Origin of the sequence: Erwinia piriflorinigrans CFBP 5888, assembly GCF_001050515.1 — a bacterium.
Lineage (GTDB): Bacteria > Pseudomonadota > Gammaproteobacteria > Enterobacterales > Enterobacteriaceae > Erwinia > Erwinia piriflorinigrans.
The window spans coordinates 134397-148479 of record NZ_CAHS01000022.1 but is presented as its reverse complement, the minus strand read 5'-3'; the positions used below and the strand labels follow the sequence as shown (position 1 = coordinate 148479).

The window sequence follows — 14083 nt, the reverse complement described above, 5'->3', positions numbered from 1 at the left end:
TGCCGCACGCTCAATCCTGGGGAACACGAATGGACAAAAATAAGGTCAAACTGGCGATTGCGCCGATCGGCTGGACCAACGATGACATGCCGGAGTTAGGCAAAGAGAACAGCTTCCAGCAGATTGTTAGTGAGATGGCGCTGGCGGGTTTTACCGGCAGCGAGGTGGGCAGCAAATATCCGCGCGACCCGGCGGTGTTGAAGCCGATGCTGGATATCCGTGGGCTTGAGATCGTCAATGCCTGGTTCAGTACCTTTTTTGCTAACGGCGACAGAGAAAAAACCCTTGATGAGTTTATCAATCATCGTGATTTTCTGCATGCGATGGGCGCTAAAGTCATCGGCTGTTCTGAGCAGAGTTTCAGTATTCAGGGTACCTCAAAAGCGGTACTGGAAGAGAAGCCCCACTTTAGCGATGAACAGTGGCGGCTGACGGTGGAAGGCTACAACGAGCTGGCAAAACTGGCGGCCGAAAAGGGCATGACCGTTGGCCTGCATCATCATATGGGCACCGCGATCCAAACCCGTGATGAGGTGGATCGCTTTATGGCACAGACCAATGATGACGTGTACCTGCTATTTGATACCGGCCACGCTTACTACTCGGAAGGCTCGCAGCAAGCCATGCTGGCCATGCTGGAAAAACACCTGGCGCGCATTAATCACGTGCATCTGAAGGACGTGCGTGACGAGATAGTGGCAGATGTGAAGGCGCAGCGGCTGTCATTCCTTGATGGCGTAAAGAGAGGAACCTTCACCGTACCGGGTGACGGCGTGATTAATTTCGATCCGGTATTCAAAATCCTCGACGATGCTGGCTACCGGGGCTGGATGGTGGTGGAAGCGGAACAGGACCCGGCGCTGGCGAACCCGTTTGAATATGCGCTAAAAGCGCGCCGGTACATTCGTCAACACGCCGGTTTGTAATCACATGCAGAAAGCCGCCTTTAGCGTTTGTGAAGGCGGCTTTTATACGCTGGCAGACTATTTCAGCGTGATGGAGTTAATAATACTTTCTGCTTCAGTCTGCGCCTGCTGCTGATTATCGGCGGGCAGGGTGATTTGCAGGGTCAGCAGCCTGCCGTCAATTTTGCCCAGTACTACGGAAGACCATGAGGACTGGTTGTTGGCAGAGATCACGCTGTCCAGCTGCTGTAGCGGGTGACCCTTCACGTCGATCGTTTTATTGGTCACCACCTGAAGCTGCGGATCGCGGCTGCGCTGCTGCGCTTCCAGGCGCTTCGCCAGGGTATCCAGCCCTTCACTGCTGTTGTCGCCTTCGATAACAATGATCGCCTTCTGGCCTGACTCATCGGCGTAAACGTGCATGTTATTGGCTTGTGTTCCGAGCTTGCCGCTCTTATCACTCATCCCCGGCGGTAACGTAAAGCTCATTTTGCCATTCATCAGCGTGACGTTCTGCGCCGACTGGCTGCTGCTGGCGCCCTGATTATCAGAAACTTTATCATTTTTGCCATCACAGGCCGCGAGGCCCGTGACCAGCACTGCAATTCCGGCATACTTCAGTAAGTTACGCATCAGAGTCCCTTTTTAAATTGGTCGCATGTCGCTAAGCATCGATACAAACGTATTCGCTGCATAAAAGCAACCCGCAGGTAGTGACAATATCACTACCTGAAGCCATCGGTGTAGGTGCTTCAGGTATGCAGAGTATCAGACTAGCCGAAATTCACCTGGGAACGATTAGATTTCTCTGTTAATTGCTTCAACGTCGCATTCAGCAGCAGGCCGTAAGCCGGCAGGAAGAACAGCATACAGATGAGGACTTTAAAGCTGTAATCCACCAGTGCAATCTCAACCCAGTGCGTCGCCATAAAGGGATCGGCGCTTTTATAGAATGCGATAAAGAAGAAGGCCAGCGTATCGCTGATATTACCAAGGAACATCGCCGCAGCGGGCGCTATCCACCATGTCGCTTTCTGGCGCAGGCGGTTAAATACCTGGATATCCAGCACCTGACCGAGCGCATAGGCCATAAAGCTGGCGCAGGCAATACGCGCCACAAACAGGTTCATCTGCCCAAGTGCCGCAAAGCCCTGCCATTCGCCCTGATAAAACAGCGCTGAAACCACATAGGAGACAAACAGTGCGGGCACCATCACCGCCAGAATAATGCGCCGCGCCAGCTGCGCGCCAAAAATTCGCACCGTCAGGTCGGTTGCCAGAAAGATAAACGGGAAGCTGAAAGCACCCCAGGTGGTATGCAAACCGAAAATAGTGACCGGTAGCTGCACCAGGTAGTTACTGGAAAGGATGATCAGCAGATGAAACAAAGATAGCCAGACCAGCGCGTACAGGCGCTGACGGGAACTGAATGCGAGCATATTGAGCCTTTTTGTATGTTATGGGGTGAGGGAACCCAGTCCTGTCCTTCATCTTTCACGCTGCGGCTGCGTGATGCCTTGCCGCAACGCGAAATCGGGTGGATATGTACGATTTTGCGGCATATTACCGATTTAGCCTGTCAATGCAACGGTTGATTTAAGCGCAAACGTTATCGTGGGCTGAGTGGTTGCGCCCGCTTTGACTCGGGGTAAAATAGCGCAAACTTTGCTTTTCCCTGATTGAGAGAACTATGAGCGACCCATTCGCTAATCCTGACCAAACCCTGGATACCCAGGGGCTGCGCTGCCCGGAACCGGTGATGATGGTGCGTAAAACCGTGCGCCATATGCAGAACGGCGAAACCCTGCTGATTATCGCCGACGATCCGGCCACCACCCGTGACATTCCCGGCTTTTGTCGCTTTATGGAACATACGCTGGTGGCACAGGCCATCGACGTGCCGCCCTATCAATATCTGCTGAAGAAAGGGCTGTAGCCTGTTATCTCTTACCGAGCAGACGCAGGGCGTTAGCAGTCACTAACGCTGTAGCGCCCGAATCGGCCAGCACGGCCAGCCACAATCCGGTAATTCCCAGCAGCGTGGTGATCAGGAACAGGGCTTTCAGCCCCAGTGCCAGCGCGATGTTCTGACGAATATTGGCGTGGGTGGCGCGCGACAGGCGGATCATCGTTGTCAGCCCGGCAAGGCGGTTATGAGGGAGTGCCGCATCGGCAGTTTCCAGCGCAACATCGCTGCCGCTGCCCATCGCTATACCGATAGTGGCGGCTTTCATCGCTGGCGCATCGTTGATGCCGTCACCCACCATCGCCACCGCCTGCTGTTGATGCAGCGCTCTGATGGCGTTGACCTTATCTTCCGGCAACAGGCCGGCGCGGTAATCAATGCCCAGCTCGGCGGCGATCGCTGCCGCCGCGCGCGGGTTGTCTCCGGTCAGCATTACGGCCTGTATATTCAGCTCCCGCAACTCTGCCAGCGCACTACGGGCATCGGCACGCAGCGTGTCGCGCAGGGTGAAGGTGGCCAGCATTTGCCGTTCATCGTGCAGTATCACCACGGTATTGCCGCCGTTCTCCAGCGCTTCTATTGCGGTACGCTGTGGGGCCAATAAATTTCCGGGCACTCTGTGCGGTGAACTTAAGGATAGTAAGCGGCCACTTACTATTGCCTGTATACCGCTTCCCGGCAGCGTACGCTGGTCTCTGGCCGCAGGGATCTCCAGCTGACGCGCATCGGCCGCCGCGACGATCGCCCGTGCTAAAGGATGCGATGAGCCTTGCTCAACGGCGGCGGCAATAGCCAGCAGCGAGTTTTCATCGCTGCCGTCCAGCGCAACGATGGCGGTGAGCTGGGGTTTTCCCTCGGTCAGAGTGCCGGTTTTATCGAAAGCAATCGTGCGCACGCTGCCGAGGCTTTCCAGCGCCGCGCCGCCCTTGATCAGCGCGCCACGGCGTGCGGCGGCGGCCAGTGCCGAGGTGACCGCCGCCGGAGTGGAGATCACCAGCGCACACGGACAGCCGATCAGCAGCAGCGTCAGTCCCTTGTAGATCCACGGCTGCCATGCCGCCGCCATCAGCAGCGGAGGCAGCAGCGCCACGACCAGCGCCAGCAACATAACGATTGGGGTATAAATGCGGCTAAAGCGAGTGAGGAAGCGCTCGATTGGCGCACGCCGCTCTCCGGCTTCTTCAATCAGATGCAGGATGCGGTCGATCGCGCTGTTCCCTGGCTCGGAGATGACTTCCAGCTGTACCAGGCGATCAACGCTCATACTGCCGGCGGCGATAGCTTCATCCCGCTGGCGATCGACCGGCACCGATTCCCCGGTCAGGGCGCTTTCATCAAAGCTGGCAAACGGCGTCAGCAACTTTGCATCGGCAGGCAGACGGCCTCCGGCGGCGACTTCAATCACGTCACCCGGCCGCAGGTCGCTTACCGCAACGCTTTCACGCTGGCCGGAGCGAACTCGCAGCGCCTGGTCAGGTTTCAGGGCCATCAGCGCCGTCACCCCCTTGCGCGCGCGACCGGCGGCAAATGACTCCAGCCTTTCGCCGAGCGTAAACAGCAGCAGCACCATCGCCGCTTCGGCGGTCGCGCCGATAAACAGCGCGCCAATGGCCGCAACGCTCATCAGGGTTTCAATGCTGAACGGTGAGCCGCTGCGTATCATGCGCAGAGCGCGACGCGCAACCGGCCAGACGCCAACCAGCGTAGTGATGGTAAAGGCAAAAGTCCCCGCAACAGGATGGATAATACCCAGCAGCCAGCTGGCCGCCATCAGCAGTGCCAGCAACATCGCGCTGCGGTTTTCCCGCCAGAAACTGGCTTCAACGACGGGTGCCGCCGCATCGCTGCGCTGAAGACGAAAGCCAATGCGTGCGACGGCCTGTTCGACCTGACTGCGCACATCATTGCTGGCATCAACCAGCAGTTTTTCGCTGGTAAAAACCACGCGCGCCGCGCTCACGTTGGCAAGATTTTTGACGGCGGTTTCAACTTTCTGCGCGCAGCTCGGGCAGTCCATGCCCTGCACCTGCCAGCTAAAGCGGACGGTTTGCGCCCGCCTGTCGCCCTCTTCTTCGGGGGGATCGGCCGGACTACAGGCGGTATCGCCACAGCAGGGCGTGTCTGCACTGATGGCGGTGACTTTTTTGATAACGGGACGCGAGCGGGTCGCGCATCCGTGCTGTTTGCGGGCGTGGTGGTGACCACAACCACAAGAAGAGTGCTGCTGCATAACGCCTCCTGGCCAGTAACGGCGGGCACCAGTACCCGCCGATAGCCATCTTACACTCTGGAGTCAACTCCAGAGTCAAGCGCGTTTAGCGATTACAGCCACAGGGAGCGAACGATCATAAAGTGACCGGCAAAGTAACAGGCGGCGATAATTGCGCTGTCTGCGCTGAAGCGGCGACGAAAATGGCTGATTATCCACACAATATTACCCAGCAGCAGCAGGTCGGCCCCGGCCATTAAGGTGAAACTATTATCGCTCGGGCGGAAAAAATACTGCTCGGTGCTGAGCCAGACCATCAGCAGCGCCATACCGATTAAGGTACCGATCGGCCAGCGCAACTCTTCCAGCCGGGTCCAGACGGTAGCCAGTACCAGCGCGCCGATAATCAGCAGCGTGAGCGGTATGGGCCAGAACAGGGCAAGCGTCATCTGGCTGGCAAAACAGAGCGTGTAGAGCAGATGTGACAGGAAAAATGCCCCGATGGCATACAGCATACGTTTGTTTGGCAGCAACATCAGCGCATCACCTGCCAGCGTGGCTATCAGTCCGGCCAGGATCAGGTAATCGGTGGTTTTCAATACCGGCGCTTGCCAGGCCCAGGCCAGCATTAACAGCAGGGTGACCGGTTTAAATACCCAGCGCTGCCACTGCGGGCCGCGATAGGAAGCATCCACATACAGCCAGCCGGAAAAGAGAACGGCAAGGAAAGACCAGATCATATGTTGTCCTTGTTAATGAAGAACTCGACAAATTCTGTCCCAGTGTAGGTTAACGACCAACAATGTGACAATCAGATGGCTCCGCTTGTATGCTGACAGGCGCGCTCTGCAACTCGACAACTTTGATATTCAGCAGGATGAACCCCATGAAGCCGCCCATTATCTTTTTGCTCGTATTGGTCATTATCGCCATCTTAGCGACACGTCAGTTTATCAAACAGCGGCGTGAGGTGGCGGTCAACGATGCCACGCCGCTGCGTAGCCTGATAGTAGAAGTAAAAAGCAAACGAGAATATCCGGCTCCCAATCGTCGTTCACGCCAGCGTGAACATATCCCTGTGGAAGATATGCGTTATGAGGCCTGGTTTCATCCGTTGAACGAGGCCGGTGACTTCAAACTGCAACTTAACGCCGGGGATTATCATCGAATGGATAAGGGCGCCCAGGGCGAGTTGCAGTTTAAAGGCACACGCTTTGTGAGTTTTACGCCCGGCGAAACCGATTAGCGTTTAGGTAAGTTCTTTTTTTGCCAGGCGAGTAGCTCAAACACGCCAAAGAAAAAGATTTTGGCCTGCATCACACCGCTGAGTTTAGCCGCTCCCGCTGGCTGAGTGGTGCGCATCAGTACCAGTTGCAGGCCGTGCATGATCACCATAAAGAACAGGGCAACGTTAACAAAATAGGTCAGCGGTTTCGGGAAGGGGTGTACCACGTTTAGCAGCAAAAAAGCCCAGACGAATACCATCAACAGACGGCCAGCGTTAATTAACATCTGCGTTATCCTTGTTTTCGGTGTGACGAATATACAGGCGATAAGCCACCTGGCCTGCGATCTTTTCACGATGCAGCTGCCAGTTTACTGGCACCGGCGGCAGGCCGTTTTCGACTTCGCTTTCGACATAGATCAGGGATTCATCGGCTAACCAGCCGTTGCTCTCCAGCAGCGTAAGCGTTTGTTCAAGCAGCCCTTTACGAAACGGTGGGTCAACAAATACCAGATGGTATGGCTCACCCGTCTGGGCGAGGAACTGCAACGTATTGCGATTAATGACGCGTGCGTTTTTCGCCCCGAGGGTAGCAAGGTTTTTTTCCAGCTGCTGCGCCACCGGTCGCTCCAGCTCCAGCAGGGTGGCGCTGGCGGCATGGCGCGACAGCGCTTCCAGGCCCAACGCGCCGCTGCCGGCAAAACAGTCAAGGCAGTTTGCCTGCTGGATATTCGCAGCCAGCCAGTTAAAAAGCGTTTCACGTACCCGATCGGTCGTGGGGCGCAGGCCCGCGCTATCGGGAACCGGTAACTTGCGGCCACGCCACTGACCACCAATAATGCGTATTTGCCCGGCTGCGCCGCTGCGGGGTTTCTTATTCATCTTGCTAAACTCTTAATAATTTGTTGCATAGTTTAACGGGCTAACCGCGTTGAGGAAACGTAAAAGGGTGCTGTAATGCGCTTTGCAGAAAGTGGTAGACTACGAAACTAATCGTTAAATTATTAGCTTATTTTTCCTGACAGAACGCTTTTTTCCCACGAGGAGTGTGGTTGCACCATGGCAAAGAATAAAAAACGTGGCTTTTTTTCCTGGCTTGGCCTGGGGCGTGACGAAAAGACGCAGCAGGAAGAGGTAAAAGAAACGTTAGAACAGCAGCCGTCTGCCGACACGCCAAAAGCGGATAACGCGAGTGAGAGTGCTCCCGAACGCGAAGCGGCAGAGCAACAGGCAGATAGCGCGCATGTAGCTGAACAGCCGGTGGAAGAGATGGCACCGCCAGCCGAACCCGAGCCGACGACTGAGCCTGTGGTTGTGCCAGCGACCGTGGTTGAAGAGTATCCCACGGCGCAGCAGAGCGAAGCAGAGGCGATTGATGAGGCGCAGCTGGAAGCATTAGCGCTGGCCACCGAGCCGGTTGATAAGGAGCTGGCGGCAGAAGTTGCGCAAGAACCCATTGTTGTAGAACCCGAAGCCGTAAGCGACATTATCGTGCCAGAGCCAGAGCCAGAGCCAGAGCCAGAGCCAGAGCCAGAGCCAGAAAAGGAGCAGGAACGCCCGACCAAAGAAGGCTTCTTTGCCCGTCTAAAACGCAGCCTGGTAAAAACCCGTACTAACCTCGGTTCCGGATTTATCAGTCTGTTCCGTGGCAAGAAAATCGACGACGATCTGTTTGAAGAACTGGAAGAACAGTTATTGATTGCCGACGTTGGGGTGGACACGACCCGCCGTATCATCAGCAACCTGACCAGTCAGGCCAGCCGTAAGCAGCTGCGCGATGCGGAAGCGCTCTATGGATTGCTGAAAACCGATATGGCTGAAATCCTGGCAAAAGTTGAATCGCCGTTAGATGTCAGCGGTAAAACGCCGTTTGTAATTCTGATGGTCGGCGTGAATGGCGTCGGGAAAACCACCACCATCGGCAAGCTGGCGCGTCAGTTCCAGGCCGAAGGTAAATCGGTGATGTTGGCTGCCGGTGATACCTTCCGCGCCGCTGCCGTTGAGCAGCTTCAGGTGTGGGGACAGCGTAACAATATTCCGGTGGTGGCACAGCATACCGGTGCCGATTCCGCTTCGGTGATTTTTGATGCCATCCAGGCGGCGAAGGCGCGTCATGTTGACGTTCTGATCGCCGATACCGCCGGTCGCTTACAGAATAAAGCGCACCTGATGGAAGAGCTGAAAAAAATCACCCGCGTGATGAAGAAGCTGGACGACAGCGCGCCCCATGAGGTGATGCTGACGATTGATGCCAGCACCGGACAGAATGCGATCAGCCAGACTAAACTGTTCCATGAGGCCGTTGGCCTGACCGGGATCACCCTGACCAAGCTGGACGGCACGGCAAAAGGTGGCGTGATCTTCTCGGTAGCGGATCAATTCAATATTCCTATTCGCTACATTGGCGTTGGCGAAGGCATTGAAGATTTACGATCGTTCAAGGCTGACGATTTTATAGAGGCACTTTTTGCCCGAGAGGACTAATTAGGATGATTCGCTTTGAAGAAGTCAGTAAGGCTTATCTCGGCGGTCGGCAAGCGTTGCAGGGAGTGGATTTCCATCTGCGCCCAGGCGAAATGGCGTTTCTGACCGGACATTCCGGGGCAGGGAAAAGTACCTTGTTGAAGCTGATCTGTGGCATTGAACGCCCCAGCGCCGGACATATCTGGTTTGGCGGTCATGATATCAGTCGTCTGAAAGGCCGGGAAGTCCCGTTCCTGCGTCGCCAGATCGGCATGATCTTTCAGGATCACCATCTGCTGATGGACCGCTCGGTATATGACAACGTGGCCATTCCGCTGATTATCGCCGGGGCCAGCGGTGAAGATATCCGCCGCCGCGTTTCTGCGGCGCTGGATAAAGTTGGCCTGCTCGATAAAGCAAAAAGTTTCCCCATCCAGCTTTCTGGCGGTGAGCAGCAGCGTGTCGGCATTGCCCGCGCGGTGGTGAACAAGCCTGCGGTGTTACTGGCCGATGAACCGACGGGCAACCTCGATGAGGCGCTGTCTGAAGATATTTTGCGCCTGTTCGAGGAGTTTAACCGCGTCGGCGTCACGGTACTGATGGCCAGCCATGATATGGGGCTTATCGCCAGCCGCAACTATCGGCAGATGACGCTAAACCAGGGGCGTTTGCACGGAGGTCATGGTGGTTAATAAACGCAATCCTCGCGCTTCCGCGCCAAAAGCGGTGAAGCACAAGCAGCCATCAAAAAGCAAAGCGCTTAAAGGCGGCTGGCAGGAACAGTGGCGCTACGCGATGCATGGTTCGCTGTCAGATCTGTGGCGTCAGCCGCTGGCAACGCTGTTGACGGTCATGGTGATTGCTATTTCCCTGACGCTGCCCAGCGTTTGCTATATGGTGTGGAAAAACGTCAACCAGGCGGCAGATCAGTGGTATCCGGCACCGCAGCTCACCGTTTATCTGAGTAAAACGCTGGATGACGATGCGGCTGAAAACGTCGTGGCGCAGCTGAAAAAAGAGGATGGGGTCGACAAGGTCAACTATCTGTCGCGTGAAGAGGCGATGGGTGAGTTTCGTAACTGGTCTGGCTTCGGCGGAGCGATGGACATGCTGGAGCAGAACCCGCTGCCAGCCGTGGCGATTATCACTCCGAAGCTAAACTTCCAGAATTCCGCCACGATGGATAACCTGCGTGACCGCGTGTCAAAGGTGCAGGGTATTGATGAAGTGAAGATGGATGACAGTTGGTTCGCCCGGCTGGCAGCGCTCACCGGACTGGTGGGCCAGGTGGCGGCAATGATTGGCATTCTGATGATTGCGGCGGTGTTCCTGGTGATTGGTAACAGTGTGCGCCTGAGCATTTTTGCCCGCCGCGACACCATTAACGTGCAAAAGCTGATCGGCGCAACCGACGGTTTTATTCTGCGGCCGTTCTTATACGGTGGAGCGCTACTCGGTTTTAGCGGGGCATTGCTGTCACTGGTGCTGTCTGCGGCGCTGTTGTTCAGGCTGGAGTCGGTGGTGACGCAGGTGGCATCGGTGTTTGGCACCTCCTTTGTTCTCCATGGGCTGGCGTGGGATGAAAGCCTGCTTTTACTGCTGATTTCCGCCATGATTGGTTGGGTCGCTGCCTGGCTGGCGACGGTACAACATTTACGTCGATTTACGCCGCAGTAATCCCTTCTCATGATTTTTGCTATAATCTTCCTCTGCTGCGTGAAGCCGCGACGCAGAGGGAGGTTATAAACGCTGTGACTTTTCCCTGTGGTTCTGCCGATTGCCGCGCATCACGGAACGGTTTATAGAATATCCACCGATAATATTGAACTTGTGGATAACTTTTGCGTCTTACTAATGAGAAAATGATTAATTCGTTAGCACAGATTGTGTTTAATTTTGCTGTCTGTTCACGTAGTCTTGTGGGCGGTTCATGGATTGACACCGCAATCATGCATAACAAAGAGAGGGTTTGAATGACCAAAGAAATGCAAACTTTAGCTATTGCTCCTTTAGGCAACCTGGATTCTTACATCCGGGCGGCTAATGCCCGGCCTATGCTGACGGCAGAAGAGGAAAAAGCGTTGGCTGAACGGCTGCATTACCAGGGCGATCTGGATGCAGCTAAGACGCTGATCCTGTCTCACCTGCGCTTTGTTGTTCATGTCGCTCGTAACTATTCCGGTTACGGACTGCCGCAGGCAGATCTGATCCAGGAAGGTAACATCGGCCTGATGAAAGCCGTGCGCCGTTTTAACCCGGAAGTGGGTGTGCGCCTGGTTTCCTTTGCCGTGCACTGGATTAAAGCCGAAATCCACGAGTACGTACTGCGCAACTGGCGTATCGTGAAGGTCGCTACCACCAAAGCACAGCGCAAGCTGTTCTTTAACCTGCGTAAAGCCAAGCAGCGTTTGGGCTGGTTCAACCAGGATGAGGTAGAAATGGTGGCGCGTGAGCTGGGCGTCAGCAGTAAAGACGTGCGTGAAATGGAATCGCGCATGGCCGCACAGGATATGACTTTTGACCCCGCGCCGGATGACGAGGGCGAAGGTCGTTCGATGGCACCAATGCTTTACCTACAGGATAAATCCTCTGACTTTGCTAACGGCATTGAGGAAGATAACTGGGAAGATCACGCGGCCGAGAAGCTGAGCGATGCGATGCAGGGGCTGGACGAACGCAGCCAGCACATCATTCGCGCTCGCTGGCTGGACGATGACAACAAAACCACGTTGCAGGAGTTGGCCGATCGTTATGGCGTTTCCGCCGAACGTGTACGCCAGCTGGAAAAGAACGCGATGAAAAAACTGCGCGTGGCTATCGAAGCGTAATATTACCGCTGCCCGAGCATTAAAGAAAAGCGCTTCCATCTTATAAAAACCCGCGATAGCCATCGCGGGTTTTTCAGATCAATGCCAGCTGGCGGCCAGCAGGGGGATTCGGGCTTGTTTTTAGGGGCGTTTCTCTCGTGTTTAAGGCGGTCAGTCAGCTGACCATTTGGTGCAGTTTCGATGCTAAGCTTGGTCAGCACACGGGAAAGCTGATTGAGATCGGTTTCGGTTTTAAGACCTTTAGCCAGTTCAGCAGCAAGTACCTTGAGTTTCTTTATCCTGCATAATTGACCTGTCTCCAATTTTGGTATGAACATATCAAAAACAGGCAATGACATCATCTCGTTTACCGCTTCCTGAAATACGGTGAAAACTCCGGGATCTCTCCTGAGTTTATGTGTCATACGTTTGGGTAAATTCTATGATAAAGATCGATATCAGAAGGGGTGTCAACCTCTCCCCAGGGGTGTATGTTCTGAGTGCCGAATATTTCATGACCAGTAATAATGAGTTTAGAAAAAAGGTTTGTCATGTCAATTTTAGCCATCTCATCATCGCTGAGTGATGAAATGAAGTTTTCAATCCAGCCCCATGCTTTAGGGGTGATTTTAAAAAGACCCATGTATTGACCTTGAACTTCCTCAAGACGATTAATTTTCCCGCCAATGTCTAAAATTCTTTCATTATCAATCCTGAAACTTTCCAGATCGGAAAGTGGGTCTTCATTTCTTTTCTGCCACAACTCTACCGCACAGGGATCGTAGGCAAGATTAATTTCGCCAGAACTATCGATAAGAGATTCAACCAGATGGTGCGAATAAAAAATATCACCGTAGCTTACAATACAGGTTTCTGCCTTAAGCCATTCACCAGCACATAACAATGAGCTGAAAATACTGGTTCTTTCCCAACGTTCATTAATAAAGAGCTTGTGTTCTCTGACTTATCCTGGCATCGATATTGGGAGCAGAACACGCTTAGAACCATAAATTTTACGAACGGAAAAGCCGACGTTAATATGCCCATGTGTTTTTATCCTTAATGAATTATTGTCATATCCCCTTTTCTAGAGAGGCAGGCATTGATCTATATTTTTCCCTTACTCAGTAATATGTAGCATAAGAAGTATACGGCTGAATAAATGATGGCAACGACATACAAGTGAGAATATTGCGTGACTACTGATCCAATAAATATTGAGGCGATCATTCCAATATAGACGCCCGCATATTGCATAGCGGCAATCATAGGCATATCCTTGACATCACTCTTCAAAACAATATCTGACTGCAATTTGAAAAATGCCAATTCAAAAAAGAATATGTACATAAAGTAAGAGAAGTAGCTAATTGAAACATTAATACCAAGCGATGTGATAATCATGAACAGGGCGCTGGCCACGGCCATGTATAGCGGGTTGAATTTTACTCCTCTTCGGTTATAGATGAAGTAAAATACCGCGCCGCTCAGGGCTGCCCCACTATTGACTAACTGAAGGTACCCAACAAAATTTTCCGGTAAGTTTAAAATATGCGATGGCAGCGTCACGCGGGATACATTAAAAAAACCTTGAAAGAAGGTGATGAAAACGATGAAATTCAGAAATGCTTTTTTTAATGGTGCATTTAGCGAAAGCAGGACAATAAACGTTTTCAGTGACCTTTTTTGCTTTTTGTCTTCCTGATGCAGGTTAAGTTTAGGTAACAGGAAAGATGCCAGTACCGAGATAATGAACAACACCGAAATCATCGACATCGCCAGTTGTGGTGACATTTCTCCCTTAATACTTCCCATCAACATGCCTGCCAGCCCACCCGCGATAAACTGCGCAGTTAGCGTCAGGGGGACGGTGGTTTCAATTTTGTCACCACTGAAATAATGCTTGATAGCAACAATACGACCCACCCGTTGCAGTGCGTCAATTGAGCCAATCAATAGTCCTCCCAGAAGCGCAAGAACAGGCAGTATATGAAGCAAACTGAATATAATCAGTGTGCAAAAGGCTGCGGCCAAATTGCTTATCATGAGTAATTGACGAGGAGAGGACTTTTCCGCAATACCCTGCACCTGATTGACAAAAATGACGGGTAAGATCATCGGCGCATAGAGCACTGCCTGCGAAAGTATAATATTGCCAGTAATGTGATAGACATACCATGAAAGATAGATATAACATAAGGTTGAGGCACTTATGGAGCAGAGATTAACTGCCCAGATTAATCGACTTATCCATAATGGCGAGTGAAATTTTATCGCGCGGGCTTCCATGGCAAGTACCTTCATCATATTTTCGCCATTTCATCAAAATGAAATATAAGGCGTTTATCATGGTAAATATTAAGAATTCTAACCTATATGTTTGTTATATATATGTCAATTGATGTCAGCGTGCCGCTATCACACTCCAGATATTCGAAGCTATAATATTTATAATCATCGTTTAGCCACATTTTAAGCTAAGTAATTATAGTTATATGGTTTTTTATT

General features: G+C 52.9%; 15 protein-coding genes and 1 pseudogene. 7 read left to right on the top strand and 9 right to left on the bottom strand.

From position 1 onward, the window contains the following. Window positions 1-29 precede the first annotated feature (29 nt). Window positions 30-926, top strand: coding sequence for a myo-inosose-2 dehydratase (iolE, locus tag EPIR_RS16810; protein WP_023656682.1), 897 nt, complete (start codon window positions 30-32; stop codon window positions 924-926). Between the two features lie 57 nt (window positions 927-983). On the opposite strand, the gene EPIR_RS16805 is transcribed toward iolE, so the two are convergent. Together EPIR_RS16805 and EPIR_RS16800 are read right to left on the bottom strand one after the other, a co-directional pair. Continuing rightward, window positions 984-1538, bottom strand: coding sequence for a DcrB family lipoprotein (locus tag EPIR_RS16805; protein ID WP_023656681.1), 555 nt, complete (start codon window positions 1536-1538; stop codon window positions 984-986). A 140-nt stretch (window positions 1539-1678) separates the two neighbouring features. After that, complete coding sequence (locus EPIR_RS16800) at window positions 1679-2344, bottom strand: 7-cyano-7-deazaguanine/7-aminomethyl-7-deazaguanine transporter (protein ID WP_023656680.1); 666 nt, start codon at window positions 2342-2344, stop codon at window positions 1679-1681. A gap of 251 nt (window positions 2345-2595) precedes the next feature. Between EPIR_RS16800 and tusA the strand changes: the two genes are divergently transcribed. Beyond that, window positions 2596-2841, top strand: coding sequence for a sulfurtransferase TusA (gene tusA / locus EPIR_RS16795; RefSeq protein WP_023656679.1), 246 nt, complete (start codon window positions 2596-2598; stop codon window positions 2839-2841). Window positions 2842-2845: 4 nt separating this feature from the next. Here the strand turns inward: tusA and EPIR_RS16790 are convergent, their stop codons facing one another. Further along, the gene (locus tag EPIR_RS16790; protein WP_023656678.1) at window positions 2846-5101 is read right to left on the bottom strand and encodes a zinc/cadmium/mercury/lead-transporting ATPase; all 2256 of its coding nucleotides are present in this window, start codon (window positions 5099-5101) and stop codon (window positions 2846-2848) included. A 92-nt stretch (window positions 5102-5193) separates the two neighbouring features. Next, window positions 5194-5820 carry a lysoplasmalogenase gene (locus EPIR_RS16785; RefSeq protein ID WP_023656677.1) on the bottom strand — a complete coding sequence of 209 codons (627 nt, stop codon included), beginning with the start codon at window positions 5818-5820 and terminating at the stop codon, window positions 5194-5196. 146 nt (window positions 5821-5966) lie between these two features. On the opposite strand from EPIR_RS16785, the gene EPIR_RS16780 reads away from it, so the two are divergent. Continuing rightward, window positions 5967-6326, top strand: a complete 360-nt coding sequence (locus EPIR_RS16780; protein ID WP_023656676.1) for a DUF2500 domain-containing protein — start codon at window positions 5967-5969, stop codon at window positions 6324-6326. Here EPIR_RS16780 and EPIR_RS16775 read toward each other — a convergent pair. Both EPIR_RS16775 and rsmD read right to left on the bottom strand, forming a co-directional pair. Then, window positions 6323-6592 carry a DUF1145 family protein gene (locus tag EPIR_RS16775; RefSeq protein WP_023656675.1) on the bottom strand — a complete coding sequence of 90 codons (270 nt, stop codon included), beginning with the start codon at window positions 6590-6592 and terminating at the stop codon, window positions 6323-6325. The two genes, EPIR_RS16780 and EPIR_RS16775, sit on opposite strands and share 4 nt — an antisense overlap. Continuing rightward, the gene (gene rsmD, locus EPIR_RS16770) at window positions 6582-7187 is read right to left on the bottom strand and encodes a 16S rRNA (guanine(966)-N(2))-methyltransferase (RefSeq protein ID WP_023656674.1); all 606 of its coding nucleotides are present in this window, start codon (window positions 7185-7187) and stop codon (window positions 6582-6584) included. The genes EPIR_RS16775 and rsmD overlap by 11 nt, the downstream gene beginning before the upstream one ends. A 177-nt stretch (window positions 7188-7364) precedes the next feature. Between rsmD and ftsY the strand changes: the two genes are divergently transcribed. From ftsY to rpoH, 4 genes are all read left to right on the top strand, one after another. Beyond that, the gene (gene ftsY / locus EPIR_RS16765; protein ID WP_023656673.1) at window positions 7365-8789 is read left to right on the top strand and encodes a signal recognition particle-docking protein FtsY; all 1425 of its coding nucleotides are present in this window, start codon (window positions 7365-7367) and stop codon (window positions 8787-8789) included. 5 nt (window positions 8790-8794) lie between these two features. Then, window positions 8795-9460: a cell division ATP-binding protein FtsE gene (gene ftsE, locus EPIR_RS16760; protein WP_023656672.1), complete on the top strand. Its 666-nt coding sequence runs from the start codon at window positions 8795-8797 to the stop codon at window positions 9458-9460. Further along, complete coding sequence (gene ftsX, locus EPIR_RS16755; protein WP_023656671.1) at window positions 9453-10445, top strand: permease-like cell division protein FtsX; 993 nt, start codon at window positions 9453-9455, stop codon at window positions 10443-10445. The genes ftsE and ftsX overlap by 8 nt, the downstream gene beginning before the upstream one ends. A gap of 296 nt (window positions 10446-10741) precedes the next feature. Continuing rightward, a complete protein-coding gene (rpoH, locus tag EPIR_RS16750; RefSeq protein WP_023656669.1) occupies window positions 10742-11596 on the top strand; it encodes an RNA polymerase sigma factor RpoH in 855 nt (284 codons plus the stop codon). Between the two features lie 116 nt (window positions 11597-11712). Here rpoH and EPIR_RS18825 read toward each other — a convergent pair. The 3 genes and pseudogenes from EPIR_RS18825 to EPIR_RS16735 form a co-directional block, all read right to left on the bottom strand. Beyond that, window positions 11713-11913: pseudogene (locus tag EPIR_RS18825) on the bottom strand (hypothetical protein); the annotation flags it as partial. An 83-nt stretch (window positions 11914-11996) separates the two neighbouring features. Then, entirely contained in the window at window positions 11997-12479 is a 483-nt protein-coding gene (locus EPIR_RS16740; protein ID WP_023656667.1) for a glycosyltransferase family protein, read from the bottom strand. A 203-nt stretch (window positions 12480-12682) separates the two neighbouring features. Beyond that, entirely contained in the window at window positions 12683-13882 is a 1200-nt protein-coding gene (locus EPIR_RS16735; protein ID WP_202813334.1) for an MFS transporter, read from the bottom strand. Window positions 13883-14083 lie beyond the last annotated feature (201 nt).

Bases quoted from the DNA above. Each gene is read 5' to 3' on its own strand.
- iolE (WP_023656682.1), top strand. From the start codon at position 30: ATGGACAAAAATAAGGTCAAACTGGCGATTGCGCCGATCGGCTGGACC.
- EPIR_RS16805 (WP_023656681.1), bottom strand. From the start codon at position 1,538: ATGCGTAACTTACTGAAGTATGCCGGAATTGCAGTGCTGGTCACGGGC.
- EPIR_RS16800 (WP_023656680.1), bottom strand. From the start codon at position 2,344: ATGCTCGCATTCAGTTCCCGTCAGCGCCTGTACGCGCTGGTCTGGCTA.
- tusA (WP_023656679.1), top strand. From the start codon at position 2,596: ATGAGCGACCCATTCGCTAATCCTGACCAAACCCTGGATACCCAGGGG.
- EPIR_RS16790 (WP_023656678.1), bottom strand. From the start codon at position 5,101: ATGCAGCAGCACTCTTCTTGTGGTTGTGGTCACCACCACGCCCGCAAA.
- EPIR_RS16785 (WP_023656677.1), bottom strand. From the start codon at position 5,820: ATGATCTGGTCTTTCCTTGCCGTTCTCTTTTCCGGCTGGCTGTATGTG.
- EPIR_RS16780 (WP_023656676.1), top strand. From the start codon at position 5,967: ATGAAGCCGCCCATTATCTTTTTGCTCGTATTGGTCATTATCGCCATC.
- EPIR_RS16775 (WP_023656675.1), bottom strand. From the start codon at position 6,592: ATGTTAATTAACGCTGGCCGTCTGTTGATGGTATTCGTCTGGGCTTTT.
- rsmD (WP_023656674.1), bottom strand. From the start codon at position 7,187: ATGAATAAGAAACCCCGCAGCGGCGCAGCCGGGCAAATACGCATTATT.
- ftsY (WP_023656673.1), top strand. From the start codon at position 7,365: ATGGCAAAGAATAAAAAACGTGGCTTTTTTTCCTGGCTTGGCCTGGGG.
- ftsE (WP_023656672.1), top strand. From the start codon at position 8,795: ATGATTCGCTTTGAAGAAGTCAGTAAGGCTTATCTCGGCGGTCGGCAA.
- rpoH (WP_023656669.1), top strand. From the start codon at position 10,742: ATGACCAAAGAAATGCAAACTTTAGCTATTGCTCCTTTAGGCAACCTG.
- EPIR_RS16735 (WP_202813334.1), bottom strand. From the start codon at position 13,882: ATGATGAAGGTACTTGCCATGGAAGCCCGCGCGATAAAATTTCACTCG.